Source organism: Aeromonas genomosp. paramedia (assembly GCF_023093515.1).
Classification (GTDB): Bacteria; Pseudomonadota; Gammaproteobacteria; order Enterobacterales; family Aeromonadaceae; genus Aeromonas.
In genome coordinates, this window is sequence record NZ_JAAROG010000011.1 from 30,550 (window position 1) to 49,313 (window position 18,764).

Annotated in this window: 18 protein-coding genes; 16 read left to right on the forward strand and 2 right to left on the reverse strand. The window is 60.7% G+C overall.

The features are described 5' to 3' along the window. Positions 1-105 precede the first annotated feature (105 nt). Positions 106-1,578, forward strand: coding sequence for an inorganic phosphate transporter (locus tag HB860_RS06675; protein ID WP_139434519.1), 1,473 nt, complete (start codon positions 106-108; stop codon positions 1,576-1,578). 651 nt (positions 1,579-2,229) lie between these two features. Here the strand turns inward: HB860_RS06675 and rne are convergent. Continuing rightward, positions 2,230-5,403 carry a ribonuclease E gene (gene rne / locus HB860_RS06680; RefSeq protein ID WP_247626134.1) on the reverse strand — a complete coding sequence of 1,058 codons (3,174 nt, stop codon included), beginning with the start codon at positions 5,401-5,403 and terminating at the stop codon, positions 2,230-2,232. 413 nt (positions 5,404-5,816) lie between these two features. On the opposite strand from rne, the gene rluC reads away from it, so the two are divergent. Together rluC and HB860_RS06690 are read left to right on the forward strand one after the other, a co-directional pair. Continuing rightward, positions 5,817-6,761 carry a 23S rRNA pseudouridine(955/2504/2580) synthase RluC gene (rluC, locus tag HB860_RS06685; RefSeq protein WP_247626135.1) on the forward strand — a complete coding sequence of 315 codons (945 nt, stop codon included), beginning with the start codon at positions 5,817-5,819 and terminating at the stop codon, positions 6,759-6,761. Further along, entirely contained in the window at positions 6,761-7,408 is a 648-nt protein-coding gene (locus HB860_RS06690) for an HAD-IA family hydrolase (protein WP_247626136.1), read from the forward strand. Before rluC ends, HB860_RS06690 begins: the two co-directional genes overlap by 1 nt. 78 nt (positions 7,409-7,486) lie before the next feature. On the opposite strand, the gene HB860_RS06695 is transcribed toward HB860_RS06690, so the two are convergent. Further along, entirely contained in the window at positions 7,487-8,068 is a 582-nt protein-coding gene (locus tag HB860_RS06695) for a Maf family protein (RefSeq protein ID WP_247626137.1), read from the reverse strand. 171 nt (positions 8,069-8,239) lie between these two features. Between HB860_RS06695 and HB860_RS06700 the strand changes: the two genes are divergently transcribed. From HB860_RS06700 to holB, 13 genes are all read left to right on the forward strand, one after another. After that, complete coding sequence (locus HB860_RS06700; RefSeq protein ID WP_241672727.1) at positions 8,240-8,893, forward strand: START domain-containing protein; 654 nt, start codon at positions 8,240-8,242, stop codon at positions 8,891-8,893. Positions 8,894-9,161: 268 nt separating this feature from the next. Next, entirely contained in the window at positions 9,162-9,683 is a 522-nt protein-coding gene (yceD, locus tag HB860_RS06705) for a 23S rRNA accumulation protein YceD (protein WP_025326977.1), read from the forward strand. A gap of 20 nt (positions 9,684-9,703) precedes the next feature. Then, a complete protein-coding gene (rpmF, locus tag HB860_RS06710; protein WP_005300935.1) occupies positions 9,704-9,871 on the forward strand; it encodes a 50S ribosomal protein L32 in 168 nt (55 codons plus the stop codon). A gap of 9 nt (positions 9,872-9,880) precedes the next feature. After that, positions 9,881-10,900, forward strand: coding sequence for a phosphate acyltransferase PlsX (gene plsX / locus HB860_RS06715; protein ID WP_041205769.1), 1,020 nt, complete (start codon positions 9,881-9,883; stop codon positions 10,898-10,900). A gap of 6 nt (positions 10,901-10,906) precedes the next feature. Then, positions 10,907-11,866 (forward strand): beta-ketoacyl-ACP synthase III, encoded by a 960-nt coding sequence (locus HB860_RS06720; RefSeq protein WP_139434511.1) that lies wholly within the window; start codon positions 10,907-10,909, stop codon positions 11,864-11,866. Between the two features lie 67 nt (positions 11,867-11,933). Continuing rightward, on the forward strand, positions 11,934-12,869 hold the full coding sequence (gene fabD, locus HB860_RS06725) for an ACP S-malonyltransferase (protein WP_247626138.1): 936 nt from the start codon (positions 11,934-11,936) through the stop codon (positions 12,867-12,869). A gap of 13 nt (positions 12,870-12,882) precedes the next feature. Then, positions 12,883-13,617 carry a 3-oxoacyl-ACP reductase FabG gene (gene fabG, locus HB860_RS06730; protein ID WP_025326981.1) on the forward strand — a complete coding sequence of 245 codons (735 nt, stop codon included), beginning with the start codon at positions 12,883-12,885 and terminating at the stop codon, positions 13,615-13,617. Between the two features lie 157 nt (positions 13,618-13,774). Beyond that, positions 13,775-14,011, forward strand: a complete 237-nt coding sequence (gene acpP, locus HB860_RS06735) for an acyl carrier protein (RefSeq protein ID WP_005300909.1) — start codon at positions 13,775-13,777, stop codon at positions 14,009-14,011. Positions 14,012-14,093: 82 nt separating this feature from the next. Then, positions 14,094-15,335 carry a beta-ketoacyl-ACP synthase II gene (fabF, locus tag HB860_RS06740; RefSeq protein WP_025326982.1) on the forward strand — a complete coding sequence of 414 codons (1,242 nt, stop codon included), beginning with the start codon at positions 14,094-14,096 and terminating at the stop codon, positions 15,333-15,335. 67 nt (positions 15,336-15,402) lie between these two features. Then, positions 15,403-16,209 (forward strand): aminodeoxychorismate lyase, encoded by an 807-nt coding sequence (gene pabC / locus HB860_RS06745; protein ID WP_247626139.1) that lies wholly within the window; start codon positions 15,403-15,405, stop codon positions 16,207-16,209. Continuing rightward, the gene (gene mltG / locus HB860_RS06750) at positions 16,199-17,200 is read left to right on the forward strand and encodes an endolytic transglycosylase MltG (protein ID WP_247626140.1); all 1,002 of its coding nucleotides are present in this window, start codon (positions 16,199-16,201) and stop codon (positions 17,198-17,200) included. The genes pabC and mltG overlap by 11 nt, the downstream gene beginning before the upstream one ends. After that, positions 17,200-17,826: a dTMP kinase gene (tmk, locus tag HB860_RS06755; RefSeq protein WP_247626141.1), complete on the forward strand. Its 627-nt coding sequence runs from the start codon at positions 17,200-17,202 to the stop codon at positions 17,824-17,826. The genes mltG and tmk overlap by 1 nt, the downstream gene beginning before the upstream one ends. Beyond that, positions 17,811-18,758 (forward strand): DNA polymerase III subunit delta', encoded by a 948-nt coding sequence (holB, locus tag HB860_RS06760; RefSeq protein ID WP_247626142.1) that lies wholly within the window; start codon positions 17,811-17,813, stop codon positions 18,756-18,758. Before tmk ends, holB begins: the two co-directional genes overlap by 16 nt. Positions 18,759-18,764 lie beyond the last annotated feature (6 nt).

The window sequence follows — 18,764 nt, forward strand, 5'->3', positions numbered from 1 at the left end:
TGTCGGAATGCCCTTTTTTTTTCTTACTGAAATATTTCAACAACGGGTATGGCGCACCGAGCCTTCTGGCATAATCCGCCGCAACTCATAAACAGGTTCGTTTTTATGTTTGAAATGTTTAGTGGTTTGGGTTTGTGGTGGTCAATCGGTTTGGTATTGGCCGTTTTTTTTGTGCTGGCCTATGAGTTCATCAATGGCTTTCACGATACCGCCAACGCGGTAGCAACGGTTATCTATACCAAGGCCATGCCCGCGCACACCGCGGTAGTGGCTTCCGGCCTGTTCAACTTTGCCGGGGTCATGATGGGGGGATTGGGGGTGGCCTATGCCATTGTCCATCTGCTGCCCATCGATCTGCTGCTCGGGATGGATTCGACCCAGGGTCTGATCATGGTGTTCTCCCTGCTGTTCTCGGCCATCGTCTGGAACCTGGGAACCTGGTACTTCGGCATCCCGGCGTCCAGCTCTCACACTTTGATCGGCTCCATTCTGGGGGTAGGCGGTGCCTATGCCCTGATCAGTGATCAGCCTCTGAAAGAGGGCATCAACGTCGGCAAAGCGATCGACATCATGCTCTCCCTCATCATCTCTCCCACCGTGGGCTTCATCATTGCCGCCTTGCTGCTGTTCGCCATGAAGCGAGTCTGGCTTGGCAGCAAGATCCACAAAACCCCGGAAGAGCGACTGCTGGTGGATGGCAAGAAGCATCCGCCGTTCTGGGCCCGCCTGACCCTGGTGGCGTCCGCCATGGGGGTGAGCTTCGTGCACGGCTCCAACGATGGCCAGAAGGGCATAGGTCTGGTGATGCTGGTGCTGATCTGCATGGCGCCCGCCTACTTCGCACTGGACATGAGCAGCCGCTCCTACGATCTGGACCGCACCCAGGATGCCAACCAGCGCATCATGGAGATCTACCAGCGCAACCAGGAGCAGGTCTCCACTGTCGTGAACTTCAGCGTGCCTGCCCATGCCCAGGAAGAGTTGATGACTCACTGCGAGGCCGGTGAGGCCCTCGAGGCCATGGCCACCCTGGACAACCGTCTGGGCCAGGTGCGTACCTACGAGGAGATGAGTCTGACCGATCGCCGCGAGGTGCGCCGTCTGCTGCTCTGTATCGACGACACTGCCCGCAAGGTCTCCAAGCTGCCGCTGCCGGCCAAGGAGCTGACCGATCTCGCCAAATGGCGCAAGGACCTGACCGCCACGGCCGAATATGCGCCGACCTGGGTCATCGTCTCCATCGCCCTGGCGCTGGGTTGCGGCACCATGGTGGGCTGGCGTCGTATCGTCTACACAGTGGGCGAGAAGATAGGCTCTTCCGGCATGACCTACAGCCAGGGGATTGCCGCCCAGATCACGGCTGCTGCCTCCATCGGGGTGGCCAGCTTGACCGGCATGCCGGTATCCACCACCCATATCCTCTCTTCTGCGGTGGCGGGGACCATGGTGGCTAACAAGTCGGGCCTGCAGAGCCAGACCATCAAGACCATCTTGCTGGCCTGGGTGCTGACCCTGCCGCTTACCATGCTGCTCTCCGGCGGGTTGTTCCTGATCAGCAACAACCTGTTTGGTGGCTGATAGCCAACACATTGCATCAATGACAAAGGGCCTGCGGGCCCTTTTTTCATGGCTGGGATCCGGCCGCTGCTAGCCGTCATGCTCGGCAACCGGCAAAAACAAGCCTCATATGCCATCAAACAAGAGTGCTGATCTACTGCTAGTTCCCTGCCAACTTTCATCTTCCTCATTTACCCTCCTTGTCAGCAGGGAGGGTAAGCCGCAGCCCATCTCGCCTGTCAGGGGCTAAGCCATCGTCTCACCCTCTCATCAGGGCTTCGGCTCTCGTCCTTCATTCCTTGAATCCAGCAGTTCATGACGCTCGCCGTCGGTATGAGCGACCATGATTCCTGGCTGTGTTGCGGATGCCTTGCTTGTCCAGTGACAGGCTGGGCTTTGACGACCCTTGTCACTAAGCAAAAGGTCCGCATAGGGGGGCAAGGGCGACGCTTCCTGGCATGGCCCCTGGGGGCTTGGTTGCCCCAAGACCAAGAGGCGAGGGCGGAGCTGGCAGAGAGTATCGGCTCCCGCGTCTGCCTCGGTCTGCCGCTTGCGGTGCCTGCAAGGAGGAAGTAGAGGAGGGGGGGGGAGGATTGAGGGGCCGACCCTAGTGGCAAAAAAAAAGAGCCACACAAGGTGTGGCTCTTTTATCAGACCAGACAGGCTAGGGGATCAGGGACGACCCGCCGGGCTGGTTGCTACATTGACGGCGGCTGTGCTGCCACCGTGGCGGCCTGAGCTCGCGACTTCGCTACGCTCCAGCGGGGCCTGCTCAACCGGCTCACGGGGGGCCGGTGCGGGCACGGCTGCCGGCGTTGCCATGGGGGCAGAAGCTTTGCGGGCACGAGCCAGTACGCCAGCGCCTTTGGCAACCGGTTTGGTGGCCGGGGCGACGACAGGCTCGGGCTGTGCAACCACAGGGGCAACAGGCTCGGCGGCAGGAACGACTTCCTGCGGGGCAGGAGCAGGCTCCACCATAACGGGGACGGCTTCTACCACAGCCTGGTCAGCGATGCTGGCCTCGACCACAACCGGAGTTTCCTCGGCAACCACTTCGGCCACCGGCTCGTCAGCGACAGGCGCTGCTTCGATTGCAACAGGGGCAGGCTCGATGGCGGCAGGAGCCGCTTCGACTGCAACAGGAGCCTCAACCACGTCGGCGACCACAGGGGCGGCGACCTCGGCCACAGCCGCTTGAGCCTGCTCATGGGCCTCTTCGGCCACGGCTTCGGCGACCACGTGCTCGGTCAGGGCGGCAGAGGCTTGCAGCGCGGCTGCAACGGCCTCGGCACTCGGGATGGTGATGACAGGCACGGCGGGCTCTTCCACCTTCACCTGAGCAGCATCCGCCTGGGCGGCTGTCGTCAGTTGCACTTCGGCCTGAGGTTCATCATCACGCTGGCCACGGGCATCTTCGTTGATGCGCTTGCGACGCTGGCCTTCGATCCGCTGGCTGCGCGGAGTGCGGCGAGAGCGGCGCTGACCTTCGGTCTGCTCCTCTTGCTCACCGACCACGACCGCAGTTTCGACCAGATCAGGTGCCTGCTCGTCTACCGGCAGGGCAGGAGTGTCGGTGGCGGCGACATCGACCCGAACCTGCTTGCGCAGTTGGCGACGTTCGCGGCGCTCGGCCACTTTCTGCTCTTTTTCCTGACGCGGCTCGGCGCTGACGGCGGCGGTCTCGACGGTTTCTACCGCTTCAACCACGACCTCGGCACGGGGCTCGCGCGGAGCACGAGGTTCGCGAGCCGGGCGCGGGGCGCGGGGTTCACGTTCCTGACGGGGCTCACGGGGTTCACGGGGTTCGCGATCCGTACGCGGCTCGTTGCGTGCTTCGCGGGGCTCACGTTCCATGCGCTGTTCGCTGCGCACTTCACCACGGGCTTCACGTTCCTGACGAGGCTCGCGCTCTTTACGCGGACGACGGTTGCGGCTCTCGCCACCCTCGCGGTTGGCGGCGCCTTCACGCTTCTCGCCAGCGTCGGCCGGGGTGCGGTTGCCGCGGTTGTCATCGCGACGACCACGCTGGCCACGGCTGCGGGTTTCGTCACGTTGATGACGGTGACCCTCATCCTTGCGCGCTTCTCGTTGTGCGGCCGGTTTCTCGGCAGCAGCCTTCACGTCCGCCGGGGCTGCGTCTGAGCCGAACAGACCGGAGATGGCCTTGAACAGCTTGCCAAACAGACCCGCTTCGGCGGCGACCGGTGCCGGTGCTGCGACGGGGGCCGGGGCGGCAACAGGGGCGGCCGGTTGAGGCGCCTGGACGAAGCCTTGCAGCAGCGGTTGCTCGCGCTCGATGACCTGAGCCTGCTTGGGCTGGTAGACCGGCTTGGCAATCTCGGTCTTCAGCTCGTAGCTGGCCGCTTCCGGGATCTCGTTCTGACGGATGCGGGTCACTTCGTAGTGCGGGGTTTCCAGATGCTGGTTCGGAATGATGTAGACACGGACATCATTGCGCTGCTCCAGACTGGCGATGGAGGCACGCTTCTCGTTGAGCAGATAGGCGGCAACATCGACCGGCACTTGAGCATGAACCTGCTCTGTGTTGTCCTTCATGGCCTCTTCTTCGATGAGACGCAGGATGGACAGGGCGAGGGATTCGTTGTCACGGATGACCCCTTGACCCTGGCAACGGGGGCAGATGTGGCTGCTGGACTCGTTGAGGGAGGGGCGCAGACGCTGGCGAGACATCTCCAGCAGACCGAAACGGGAGATCCGGCCCAACTGGATGCGTGCCCTGTCCTGGTGGACAGCTTCACGCAGACGGTTTTCCACTTCGCGCTGATGGCGAACCGGCGTCATGTCGATGAAGTCGATGACAATCAGGCCCCCCAGGTCGCGCAGACGCAATTGACGGGCAATTTCGTCGGCCGCTTCCAGGTTGGTCTGCAGCGCCGTCTCTTCGATATCGCCGCCCTTGGTGGCGCGGGAGGAGTTGATATCGATGGAGGTCAGCGCTTCGGTCGGATCGATGACGATGCTGCCGCCGGAGGGCAGACGCACTTCACGCTGGAAGGCAGACTCGATTTGGCTCTCGATCTGGAAGTGGTTGAACAGGGCGACATCACCCTTGTACAGCTTCACGCGATTGAGGAAATCGGGGCGAACCAGCTCGATGTGCGACTTGGCACGCTCGAAGATGACCGGATTGTCGATCAGGATCTCGCCCACATCGCGACGCAGATAGTCACGAATGGCGCGCACGATGACGTTGCTCTCCTGGTGGATGAGCACGGGCGCGGAGCGATTCTGTGAGGCCTTGTGGATGGAGTCCCAGTGGTTGAGCAGGACGTTCAGATCCCATTCCAGCTCTTCCGGGGATTTGCCCACACCGGCGGTACGCACGATGAGGCCCATGCCGTCCGGCACGGTCAGTCCGCTCAGGGCTTCTTTCAACTCGGTCCGCTCGTCACCCTCGATACGACGGGAAATGCCGCCAGCACGGGGGTTGTTCGGCATCAGCACCAGGTAGCTGCCGGCCAGACTGATGAAGGTGGTGAGGGCTGCACCCTTGGTGCCACGCTCTTCCTTGTCAATCTGGACGATCACTTCCTGGCCTTCGCGGACCACTTCTTTGATGTTGGGACGACCCTGATAGGAGTAACCGGAGGGGAAGTAATTGCGGGCGATTTCCTTTAACGGCAGGAAACCGTGGCGCTCGGCGCCATAGTCAACAAAAGCAGCTTCAAGACTGGGTTCTACGCGGGTGATCTTACCCTTGTAAATGTTCGCTTTTTTCTGCTCGTGTCCCGGACTTTCAATATCCAAATCGTAGAGCTGTTGTCCGTCAACCAGCGCTACGCGCAACTCCTCTTCCTGAGTCGCGTTGATTAGCATTCTTTTCATTGAGTTCTCATTATTTTGTCATTTTGATTCCTCCACAGGATCCTGCCGGTGCCGGCCTCGGGTCTTCAGCATGCTTGGGCAACCTCCCGGTTGGGACATGCATGAGGCGCAAACTAAGGGCACTCTGGTTCAGCCTTCTCGAGAAGGCATGAATTAAGGATACCGGTGTGGAGACAATTAAATCGGTTCTGTTTGCGTTCTCCATGCGTTGTACCTCGCACCCGGGAACCGTCATGTTCTTGTATACACGGTGTTTCGGGATTGGGTGGCATACTTTTTGGCCACTTAGTACAAGGCTTGAACACAATGACAAAACCTTGTTTATTATCCCATTTAAACCACTTTTATAGCAAGACGCCATTTTTTAACAAAGCATGCAGCCAAGGGCTGCCAGCGGTGTTAAAATCCGCGCCATGACACAGATACATCAACAAGTGCAGCTGCTCACCATCGAAGCTGAGCATGAAGGGCAGCGCATCGACAATTTTCTCAAGACTCAGTTAAAGGGCGTCCCCAAGAGCCTGATCTATCGCATCCTTCGCAAAGGAGAGGTGCGCGTCAACAAGAAACGCATCAAACCGGAATACAAGCTCTGCTCGGGCGACGAGGTGCGGGTCCCCCCCGTGCGCGTGGCCGAGAAGAACGAATTGCCCTCTGCCAACCTCGGCAGCATCCAGCGTCTGGAGAGCCAGATCCTGTTTGAAGACGAGGCCATGATAGTGCTGAACAAGCCGTCCGGCATGGCGGTGCACGGCGGCAGTGGCTTGAGCTTTGGCGTCATCGAGGGGCTGCGTGCCCTGCGCCCGGAAGCTCGCTTCCTGGAGTTGGTGCACCGGCTCGACCGCGACACCTCCGGCGTGCTGCTGGTCGCCAAGAAGCGCAGTGCCCTGCGCAGCCTGCACGAGCAGTTGCGGGTCAAGACAATGCGCAAGCAATACCTGGCGCTGGTGCGCGGTCAGTGGCAGTCCCACGTCAAGGTGGTCAATGCACCGCTGCGCAAGAACGATCTGCAATCCGGCGAGCGGGTGGTGCGGGTCAGCAGTGACGGCAAGCCCTCCGAGACCCGTTTCCGGATTGCCCGTCAGTTTGCCGAGGCCACCCTGGTGGAATGCAGCCCGATCACCGGTCGCACCCACCAGATCCGGGTTCATACCCAGCACGCCGGTCATCCCATCGCCTGTGATGACAAATACGGTGAGGCGGCCTTCGATGAGAAGATGCGGACCTTGGGGCTCAAGCGCCTCTTCTTGCACGCCTGGAAGCTGAGCTTCACCCATCCGGCGGATGATCGCGAGATGCAGGTGGAAGCGCCGCTCGCCCCCGAGCTCGATGCCTTCCTGAACAAGCTGGCACGCTGATGCAGCACATCCGACTCGCCATTTTCGATTGGGACGGTACCCTGATGGATTCGGTGGGGCGGATCGTCGCCTGCGTGCAAGCGGCCGCCCGCGACTGCGGCGAGGGAGTGCCCGCGCCGCCGTCAATCCATCAGATCATCGGGCTCAGCCTGGAGGTCGGCATTCCCCGCCTGTTCAACCTGGCAGAGGGGAGTGAGCGAGCCCAGGCCCTGATCGCCCGGTATCGTCACCACTATCTGCATGACAAGACACCCAGTCCGCTGTTTGCCGGTGCTCGCGAGCTGCTTCATGGCTGGCAGGCGCAGGGCATTGGCCTCGCGGTCGCCACGGGCAAGTCCCGCAGGGGGCTCGACAGGGTGCTGGATGAAACGGGTTTGCGTCCTCTCTTTGCCGCCAGTCGCGGTGCGGATGAAGCCAACTCCAAACCCGATCCCCTGATGCTGGTTCAGATCCTGGCGGAACTGGGCTGTGAGCCGGCGCAGGCGGTGATGATAGGGGACTCTATCCATGACATGGCGATGGCCGAGGCCCTGCAGATGCCCCGCATCGGCGTGACCTGGGGCGTACATGACAGAGAACGCTTGCTCCGGCATGCTCCTCTTGCCGTGGTCGATACCATGGACGAGCTGAAACAACTGCTGGGCTAGCACGCACCGGGTTGATGAACACTGAGACAACAATGGGAGCCTTGGCTCCCATTGTTGTCTCTGCTTCCTGCTTCCTGCTCAGGGCAGATTGAGGCCGTGGCGCGCCAGCAGCTCGATCAGGCCGATCAGGGGCAGGCCGATCAGGGCGTTGGGATCCCGCCCTTCCAGCCCCTTGAACAACATGATCCCCATGCCCTCGCACTTGAAGCTGCCGGCGCAATCGAGGGGCAGCTCCGCCGCCACATAACGGCGCAGGGCCGCCTCGTCCAGGGAGCGAAAATGCACGGTGAAGGGCTCCACTAGCTGCTCGGCCTGGCCATTTGCGGCATCGAGTACGCACAGGCCGGTATAAAAGGTGATGCTCTTGCCCTGGGCCATCATCAGCTGCGCCACCGCATTATCCACAGTGCCGGGTTTGCCGAGGATGCGGCCGTCACAGACGCACACCTGATCCGAGCCTATGATCAGCCCCTGATCATGTTGGCGGGCGATGGCGCTCGCCTTGGCATGGGCCAGGCGGCTGACCAGTGCGTCGGCCGACTCCCCGGGCAGCGGGGTTTCATCGACCTCGGGGGAGGCACATTGGAACGGCAGGCCGAGTTTTTCCAGCAGCGCCTTGCGATAGCGGGAAGTGGAGGCGAGGATCAGAGTGGTCTGCATGTGTTGATGATATCCATTTATAAATCAATTGGTTGATTCTAACTGTGGCAGAAGGCCCACGCAAACCACCCCGAGCGCCCGTGTGCTGGCCTGGGTTTACCACGAAAAAACCGACGACATGCTGGCGACCCGAGCGCGGCGTAACAGAGGTTGATGGGGCAGGAGTGCGACATGACAAGATACGGTGTGCTGGCCCTGATGCTGCTCTCCCTCGCGAGCTGGGGACAGGAGTGGCAGCCAGAAAAGGGGGAGGGCGGCGTACAGCTCTGGACCCAGGCACGTCCTCCGTCCCCCTTTCTGGCCTTGCGCCTGGAGATGCGGGTCAAGGCGGATCCCATGGCGTTGCTGGCCGTGCTGCGAGACACGGCGCGCCATCGGGAGTGGTTGCCGTCCAGTCGCGAGGTGCGGCTGCTGGCAAGATCCGGCCCCGATGATGACCTGGTTTACACCCGCCTGGCGTCCCCTTGGCCGGTGCAGGACAGGGAGCTCATCACGCGCTCCCATCTGATCAGGCGGGCCGGTTGCGCGCTGGTGCTGGAGGTGTGGGCCGAGCCGGACGCCCTGGCGCCCCGCCCGGGTCTGTACCGGATCCGGGAGAGTGCCGGTCGCTGGGAGGCGCTGCCACAACGCGATGGCAGCACCCTGATCAGGCTCGAAAGCCATACCAACCCGGGCCGCCATTTGCCGGGCTGGCTGGTCAATCCGATGGCCATCAAGGCGGCGTTGGGCAGCTTTCAGGCCATACGCCGCCTGATGGAGGCCCAACCCAGAGCCGCGCCTCGGCAACAGTTGTTCGGTGGCGGAGGCTGTCCTGCCACGCCCTGAATCCGGTAAGAAGGTCAAGCCGGGTGCCGGGTGAGCGGGGTACGGGATGGGGGAGGGACGTGCAAGGCATAAAGGGCGCACTGATCCCGCGTTCCTGACCAAGGGGGATGACGGTACAGGATCCTGTGCGGGATCCTGCGGTTTATGGCATAATCGGCCACCGATGAACACAAGTTCCTGCATGCAGGGGCTTGTGCAGGTAAAATCATCGGCGGTAAGGACTTTTTCCTTTGACTATCCCTTGTTGGACCTATAATATTCGCGCCCTATGCAAAAGGTGAAGTTGCCCGTTAAGGTTGATCCAGTCCGTAATGCCTTGAAGCTACTCGATTATGTCGGGATAGTGGAAAAGTCGCAGATGCCCAGACTGGAAGCATCAACCGAAGGCTTGCGAAGTGATGTGGACGTCACTCTGCAGTTTGGCAAAGATGTCCAGAAGTTGACCGTTATGAAAGGCACTGCCCATGCCAAGGTCGACCTGGTTTGCCAGCGTTGTGGAGAGGCTTTCGAACACCTTTGTGAAGCTAGTTTTATTTACACTCCGCTGTTCGAGAGAACAAACGAGGAAGAGCTGCCGGAAGCTTATGAGCCCATTGAGTTGGACGAAAACGGCGAGATAGATCTTCATCAAATCCTGGAGGATGAACTCATCCTCTCGTTGCCTCAGGTGGCCATGCATCCCATGGATGTCTGCCCCAGAGGAAACATGGAGATGACCTGGGGTGATATCGAACCTGCTGATGAGCGGCCGAATCCCTTTGCAGTTCTTGAAGAGCTCAAACGTAAGTGAATTTTAGGAGTTAGCCTACCATGGCCGTACAACAGAACCGTAAAACCCGCGCCAAGCGTGGCATGCGTCGTTCCCACGATGCGCTGACCACTGCAGCCCTGACTGTTGATCAGACCAGTGGCGAAATTCATCGTCGTCACCACGTGACTGCCGATGGTTTCTACCGCGGTAAAAAGGTAATCGCTTAAGGATTGCCTTTGTCTACGCAAACTGTCGCGCTAGACATAATGGGGGGAGATATTGGCCCCTCTGAAACAGTGCCTGCCGCCGTGCAGGCACTGTCTCTTCTGCCTCAACTAAATCTTGTTCTGGTCGGTGACCAACACCTGATCGCCCCTCTGTTGCAGCAACACGGCTTGCTGACTCATCCCCGAGTTCGTCTCGTACATGCCTCCCAGGTCGTCGGCATGGGCGAAAAACCGATCGTGGCGCTGCGTACCCTGAAAGACTCCTCCATGCGGGTTGTGCTCAATCTGGTGAAAGCCGGTGAGGCCGATGCCTGCGTCAGTGCCGGCAATACCGGTGCCCTGATGGCCATGGCCAAATGCGTGCTCAAATCCCTGCCCGGGGTCGACAGGCCCGCCCTCATCAAGGCGCTGCCGACATTGAGCGGAAAGCGCACAGTGATGCTGGATCTGGGGGCAAATGTGAGCTGCGATGCCGACACCTTGCTGCAATTTGCGGTGATGGGCTCCGTCGTGGCCGAGCAGGTCGAGGGGATAGCGTCCCCCCGGGTGGCGCTGCTCAACGTGGGGGAGGAGGAGATCAAGGGCAATGACCTGGTACGCCACAGTGCCGAGTTGTTGCGCCAGTGCGCCGCGCTCAATTTTGTTGGTTTCATCGAGGGGGACAGGATCTTCAGCGGTGACAGCGACGTCATCGTCTGTGACGGTTTCGTCGGCAACGTGGCGCTCAAGACCGCCGAGGGCGTGGTGCGAATGATGGCCGAACTGGCCGGATATCCTCGCAAAAAACGCAGTTTTCTTGGTCGACTCGCCGGATTTATGTTCAAACGGCGTTTTTCTTACCTGAACCCCGACCAGTATAATGGCGCGAGTCTGTTAGGATTGCGCGGCATTGTGGTAAAAAGCCATGGGCGGGCCGAGCGCCGCGCTCTGTGTCATGCGATTCTGCTGGCCGCACAAGAAGCCAAACACCAACTTCCATTGCAAATTGCAGATCGCCTTGAATCTGTCTTTTCCGACAGGGATTTATAAAACTCTATGCATAGCAAAATTCTGGGTACTGGCAGTTATCTGCCGAGTTCGGTTCGTACCAACGCCGACCTTGAGCAGATGGTTGAAACCAGTGACGAGTGGATCGTGGAACGTACCGGGATCCGTGAACGCCGCATCGCCGGGAGCGACGAGAGCGTCGCGACCCTGTCTCATCAGGCGGCCTTGCGGGCGTTGGATGCCGCGGGTCTGACCGCCGCCGATCTGGACATGATAGTGCTGGCGACCACCAGCGCCGAGAACGCCTTCCCGGCCGCAGCCTGCGAACTGCAGGGGCTGCTCGAGGTTCCGGGGATCCCGGCCTTTGACGTGGCGGCGGCCTGCGCCGGTTTCACCTATGCGCTCTCCATTGCCGATCAGTTCGTCAAGTCCGGCGCCGCTCGCCACGTCCTGGTGGTCGGTGCCGACGTGCTCTCCCGCATGTGCGATCCGGAAGACAGGGGCACCATCATACTGTTCGGTGATGGGGCTGGGGCCGTGGTGATAGGGGCGAGCGAGACGCCCGGTATTCTCTCCACCCACCTGCATGCCGACGGCCGTTATGGCGAACTGCTCAAGTTGCCGCAGCCTCGTCGTGGCATGCCGGGGGCCGAGCTCGAAGCCTACATGTACATGAAGGGCAACGATGTCTTCAAGGTCGCGGTGACGCGCCTGAGCGAGATCGTGACCGAGACCCTGGCTGCCGCCAACATAGCTCCGAGCGAGCTGGACTGGCTGGTCCCGCATCAAGCCAATTTCCGCATCATCAACGCCACCGCCAAGAAACTCGGCATGGGGCTCGACAAGGTGATCCTGACCCTGGATCGCCACGGCAACACCTCCGCCGCCTCCGTGCCCATCGCCTTCGATGAAGGGGTACGTGACGGCCGTATCAAACCGGGCCAGCTAGTATTGCTGGAAGCCTTCGGCGGCGGTTTTGCCTGGGGTTCGGCGCTGGTTCGCCTCTGATACCAAGCGGCGCCGCGAGTCTCGGGCGCCCGCTTACCGATTTCGTCTTACCTTAAAGGAATCAATGATGACCCGATTTGCCATTGCCTTCCCGGGACAAGGCTCCCAGAGCGTCGGCATGCTGGCGGAGCTCGCCGAGCAACACGCCGTGATTAAAGAGACCTTCGCCGAGGCGAGCCAGGTGCTGGGTTATGACCTGTTTGCCCTGGTATTGAACGGTCCTGCCGAGGATCTGAACAAGACCTGGCGCACCCAGCCGGCACTGCTGACCGCCTCCGTCGCCCTGTGGCGCCTGTGGCAACAGCAGGGTGGGGCAACCCCCGCCGTCATGGCCGGTCACAGCCTGGGAGAGTATTCCGCCCTGGTGTGCAGCGGCGCCCTGGCCTTTGCCGATGCGGTCAAGCTGGTTGAACTGCGTGGCCTCGCCATGCAGGAAGCCGTGCCGGAAGGCACCGGCGCCATGGCCGCCATCATAGGTCTGGACAACGACTCCATCGCCGCCAACTGCGAGAAAGCGGCGCAAGGCCAGGTGGTCTCTCCGGTCAACTTCAACTCCCCGGGCCAGGTGGTCATCGCCGGTCACAAGGAAGCGGTCGAGCGTGCCAACGTGCTGATGAAAGAGTCAGGCGCCAAGCGTGCACTGCCGCTGCCGGTCTCGGTGCCTTCCCACTGCGCCCTGATGAAACCCGCAGCCGAAAAACTGGCCGCCGCGCTGGATGGGATCGAGATCAAGGTTCCAACCATCGCAGTCATCAATAATGTCGACGTCTCCTGTGAACAGGATCCGGCCGCCATCAAGCAAGCCCTGGTGCGCCAGCTGTTCAGCCCGGTCCGTTGGACCGAGACGGTCGAGCGGATGGCAAACGACGGCGTCACCCTCGAGATCGAGATGGGACCGGGCAAGGTGTTGACCGGGCTGGCCAAGCGCATCGACCCGCGCGTGGAAGGCATTCACGCCAACGATGTCGCCTCTTTCGAGCAGGCCCTGGCCCAAGTCAAATAAACAGGAGCAAGACATGAGTTTTACCGATAAAGTTGTGCTGGTCACCGGCGCCAGCCGTGGCATTGGTCGTGCGATTGCCGAAACTTTTGCGGCCCGTGGCGCGAAAGTGGTGGGAACCGCGACCAGCGAGAGCGGTGCCGAGGCCATCAGCGCCTATCTGGGTGAGCAGGGCTGCGGGATGGCACTGAACGTGACCAGCCAGGAATCCATCGAAACCGTCTTTGCCGCCATCAAGGAACGTTTTGGCGACATCGACATCCTGATCAACAACGCCGGTATCACCCGCGATAACCTGTTGATGCGGATGAAGGATGACGAGTGGAACGAGATCATCGACACCAATCTCACCTCCCTGTACCGTCTGAGCAAGCCGGTGTTGCGTGCCATGATGAAGAAGCGCCATGGTCGCATCATCAGCATCGGTTCCGTGGTCGGTACCATGGGCAACGCCGGTCAGGTCAACTATGCTGCCGCCAAGGCGGGCCTGGTGGGCTTTACCAAGTCATTGGCCCGTGAAGTGGCTTCCCGTGGCATCACGGTGAATGCGGTGGCCCCCGGTTTCATCGAAACCGACATGACCAAGGCGCTCAATGAAGAACAGCGTGCCGGCATCATGAATCAGGTGCCTGCCGCCCGTTTGGGTGATCCGAAAGAAATTGCTGCCGCTGTGGTATTCTTGGCGTCTGACGACGCTGCCTATATCACCGGCGAAACCCTGCATGTTAATGGCGGGATGTACATGGTGTAATCAATTTGTCGTGAGATCTGTTCAAATTTGCGATAGTACGCCGAAGTTTGGCGAATTTCGTGGTTTGACCAGCGGCAAGTCACTTGCAAACTCACGTCAATTGAATACACTACCCCAACCAGACGCAATAGCGTATTTTTAAAGGAAAATTCAGGTCATGAGCAACATCGAAGAACGCGTAAAGAAAATCATCATCGAACAACTGGGTGTTAAAGAGGAAGACGTCAAGAACGCTGCCTCCTTCGTCGACGACCTGGGCGCTGACTCTTTGGATACCGTTGAACTGGTAATGGCGCTGGAAGAAGAATTCGATACCGAAATTCCTGATGAAGAAGCCGAGAAGATCACCACTGTTCAAGCGGCCATCGACTACATCACCGCTAATCAGGAATAAGTTCCTGTTCTGAAAGAAGCGGCCCAAGGGCCGCTTCTTTTATGTTTACTCCCTTTCAAAATACCTCTCGGAGACTAGCTCAGTGTCAAAACGCAGAGTCGTGGTAACCGGCCTGGGGATGCTTTCCCCTGTGGGCAATACTGCCGAATCCAGCTGGCAAGCCCTGCTCAACGGGCAGAGCGGCATTTCTCTCATCGATCACTTTGATGCCAGCGAGTTTGCGACCCGTTTCGCAGGCCTGGTCAAAGAGTTCGATCCCGAACAATACGGCATCAACCGCAAAGAAGCCCGCAAGATGGATCTCTTCATCCAGTACGGCGTGGCGGCGGGGGTGCAGGCACTGGATGATTCCGGCCTCGTCATCAACGAAGAGAATGCGGAGCGGGTCGGCGTGGCCATCGGTTCCGGCATCGGCGGCCTGGGTCTCATCGAGCAGAACCACAGCAGCCTCGTCAACGGCGGCCCGCGCAAGCTGAGCCCCTTCTTCGTGCCATCCACCATCATCAATATGGTGTCCGGTCATCTCTCCATCATGAAGGGGCTGCAGGGCCCGAACATCGCCGTGACCACGGCGTGCACCACGGGCACCCACGCCATCGGCATGGCCGGCCGGATGATCGCCTACGGTGATGCGGACGTGATGGTCGCCGGTGGCACCGAGAAAGCCTCCACCCCCATGGGGATGGGCGGCTTTGCGGCGGCCAAGGCGCTCTCTACCCGCAACGACGAGCCGCAGAAGGCGAGCCGTCCCTGGGACAAGGATCGCGACGGTTTCGTGCTGGGTGATGGCGCCGGGGTACTGGTGCTGGAAGAGTACGAACACGCCAAGGCCCGTGGCGCCAAGATCTATGCCGAGCTGGTTGGCTTTGGCATGAGCGGCGACGCCTACCACATGACGGCCCCTCCCTCCGATGGCAACGGTGGCGCTCGCGCCATGAAGAATGCCATCAAGGATGCCGGCATAGCGCCGGAGGCGATCGGTTACATCAATGCCCACGGCACCTCCACCCCGCTGGGGGATGTGGCCGAGTTGCGTGGCATGAAAGAGGTGTTTGGCGAACATGCCAGCGCCCTGATGATCAGCTCCACCAAGTCCATGACCGGCCACCTGCTGGGGGCGGCGGGGGCCATCGAGGCGATCATCACTGTGTTGGCCCTGCGCGATCAGGTAGCACCGCCCACCATCAACCTGGACAACCCGGATGAAGAGTGCGATCTGGATCTGGTGCCCCATGTGGCCAAACCCGGCCAGTTTGAATATGCCCTCTCCAATTCGTTTGGTTTCGGCGGCACCAATGGCTCCCTGATCTTCAAACGCGTATAATTCGCTTTGGGCGAAATGATAAGGCCCGATACGACTGTATCGGGCCTTTTTTATCGGAGGGATCCCCTTGCTGATTAATGGAATACCGACAGAAGCAGTGTCCGCCAGGGATAGAGGGCTGGCATACGGGGACGGCCATTTCACCACCATGCTGGTGAAGCAGGGTGAAGTGGTCTGGTGGCCGGCACACCTGGCCAGGTTGCAGCATGCCTGCGCCAGGCTCGGGTTTGCGGAACTTCCCTGGGAGACCCTGGCCACCGAGGTGGCGCAATTGGCAGCAGGGCAGACGCAGGCTGTCGCCAAGATAGTGCTGACCCGTGGCAGCGGGGGACGGGGCTATGATGGCGCGGGATGCAATACGCCCACCCGTATCGTCTCCCTGTCACCATACCCGGACCACTACCTTGGCTGGCAGCAAAACGGCATCGCCGCCCTGGTCTGTCAGCAACAACTCGGCGATGCTCCCATGCTGGCAGGGCTCAAGACCCTGGGCCGTCTGGAACAAGTTCTGCTCAAAAGCGAACTTGCCGTGCGGGGCGGGGTCGAAGGTATAGTATTGAACAGCCGTGGATTTCTGGTAGAAGGAGTCAGCGCGAATCTGTTTTGGCGTCGTGGCAAGACGGTGTTCACACCGGATCTCACCCGCGCAGGGATAGATGGCATCATGCGCAAGCGCGTGATCATGATGCTTAAACAGATGGGCATTGAACTGCGTGTCGTGGAGGCTCCGCTGGAGTCACTGTGGCAGGCCGAAGAAGTCTGGTTGACCAATACCCTGATGGGCATAGTGCCGGTCACCAGCATTGGGGATGTGCATTATCCCAGCCCGGTATTGATCCGCCGTTTACAGGAGCGTTTGGTCATTGAAGTTTAATCGGCTCTACACCCTGCTCGCGGGGGCAGCCCTGACCGTTGCCGCCGCCGGGGGTTATGTGTATTACAAATGGCAAGAGGTGGAAACGCTCACCAACAAGGGGCCGACGCGCCTCTTTACCGTCGAAAAAGGCGCCCATGCGGCGCGCCTGATTGCCGAACTGGGGGAGGGGGAAACCAGCCCCTGGGCGGTGCGGCTCTGGCTGCGTGGCCACCCCGAACTGGTCGCCATCAAGTCTGGTACCTATGAGATCAAGGAAGGGGCCCCGCTCAAGGAGACCCTCTCCCTGTTTGCCTCCGGCAAGGAGTTTCATTTCAGCCTGACCTTTGTCGAGGGTTCCCGTTTCGAGGACTGGTTGAAGCAGCTCTCGAGCGCCCCTTACCTGGAGCGGCTGACCGTGGAGCAGAGCGAGACCGAGCTGGCGCAGGAGCTTGGCATCGACAACGGCAAGCTGGAGGGCTGGTTCCTGCCGGAAACCTACGCCTACACCACCCATGCCAGCGACATCTCCATCCTGCGCCGTGCCTATCAGGACATGAAAGCCTTCCTGCAGGAGTGCTGGGAGAAGCGGCAGGCCAATCTGCCCTACAAGACGCCCTATGAGGCGCTCATCATGGCCTCCATCATCGAGAAGGAGACAGGCCAACCGGACGAGCGGGCGCAGATCGCTTCCGTGTTCGTCAATCGGCTGCGCCTTGGCATGAAGCTGCAGACAGATCCCACCGTCATCTACGGGGTGAAGGATCGCTACGATGGCAATATTCGCCGCAGCGATCTCACCGATGTGAACCCCTACAACACCTATGTGATCGATGGCTTGCCGCCGACCCCCATCGCCATGCCGGGCAAGGCCTCCATCGAGGCGGCGCTCAACCCCAAGTCGACCGACTATCTCTATTTCGTCGCCAAGGGGGGCGGGGCCCACTATTTCTCCAAGACCCTCGATGAACACAATCGGGCGGTTCGCGAATACATATTGAAGAAACCCTAATGTCTAAATTTATTGTTATTGAAGGTTTGGAAGGGGCAGGAAAGAGCTCTGCCGTACGTTACGTCACAGACTATCTGCAACACCACGGCATCGATCGGATCGAGTGCACTCGAGAGCCGGGTGGTACGCCGCTGGCCGAGCGGATGCGCGCTATCGTCAAGGAGGTGCACGACGAGCGCCTCACCATAGAAGCCGAATTGCTGCTGATGTACGCCTCCCGGGTGCAACTGGTGGAGACCCGGATCAAGCCGGCACTGGCCGAGGGCATCTGGGTGGTGGGTGATCGCCACGATCTCTCCTCCCAGGCCTATCAGGGGGGCGGTCGCGGCATCGATGCCCAGCTCATCGGCGCCATCAAGCAGGCGGTGCTCGGCGACTTCAAGCCGGATCTGACCCTCTACCTCGATATCGATCCCGCCCTCGGTCTGCAACGTGCCCGCCATCGCGGCGAGCTCGACAGGATTGAGCTGGAGCAACTCAGCTTCTTTGAGCGCACCCGCGCCCGCTACCTGGAACTTGCGGCCAGGGATGACAGCATACTGGTTATCGACGCTAGCCAGACGCCGGATCGGGTCAAGGCCGCCATCGAGGCTGCACTGGACAGCACCCTATGTATCCCTGGCTGATCCCGGACTGGCAGGCCCTGAGCCAGACCGCCCAGGCCGGTCGCCTGGGCCACGCCTGGCTGCTGCTCGGGGATCCCGGCCTTGGCAAGGAGCAGCTTGCGGAACGATTGGCGCGCCTGCACCTATGCCAGCAGCCGGATCACGGTGAACCCTGCGGTCACTGCCACGCCTGCCAGTTGTTCGACAAGGGCCATCATCCGGATCTCGGCACTATTAGCGCCGACAGCAAGAGCATAGGGGTCGAGGCGATTCGCGAGATCTGCGGCCGCCTGCAGAGCACCTCCCAGCTGGGGCGCGGCAAGGTGGTGATCATTCCGGACGCGGAGCGGATGACGGAGTCCGCCGCCAACGCCCTGTTGAAAACCCTGGAAGAGCCGGCCGGCGACAGTCTGTTGTTGCTGATCGCATCTCAGGTTTCTCGCCTGCTGCCCACCATCCTCAGCCGTTGTCACAAGCATGTCTGTCAGCTGCCGACGGAGGGGGAGACCCTGAGCTGGCTGAGTGAACAGGGTCATCAGGCCACCCAGGCCCAGGTGCGGATCTGTCAGGGGGCGCCGCTTCGGGTACTCAGTTACCTCGAAGAGCAGCAGGATGGGGCCAGACGGACGCTGCTCGAGAGCTTCATCTCCCTGTCGCAGACACCGACCAGGGCGGCGAGTGTCTGCTCCCAGCTGGCGGAGGAGAGCCAGATCAGGTTGCACTGGTTGCAACTCTTCCTGTGCGATGCCCTCAAGACCCAGGCGGGCTGTGGCCATCACCAGCTGGCGATGCCGGATCTGGCCGTCCTCAGCGAGCAGCTGGCCGAGCGCCACTCCAGCGAAAGATTGCTGGAGGCGGAGCAGCAGCTCGTCGCCCTGAAAGCCGCCTGCCAGCCGGGTCAGCTCTCCAATCCCACCATCCATCTGATGAACTGGCTCAATCGCTGGTTATGACAAGAT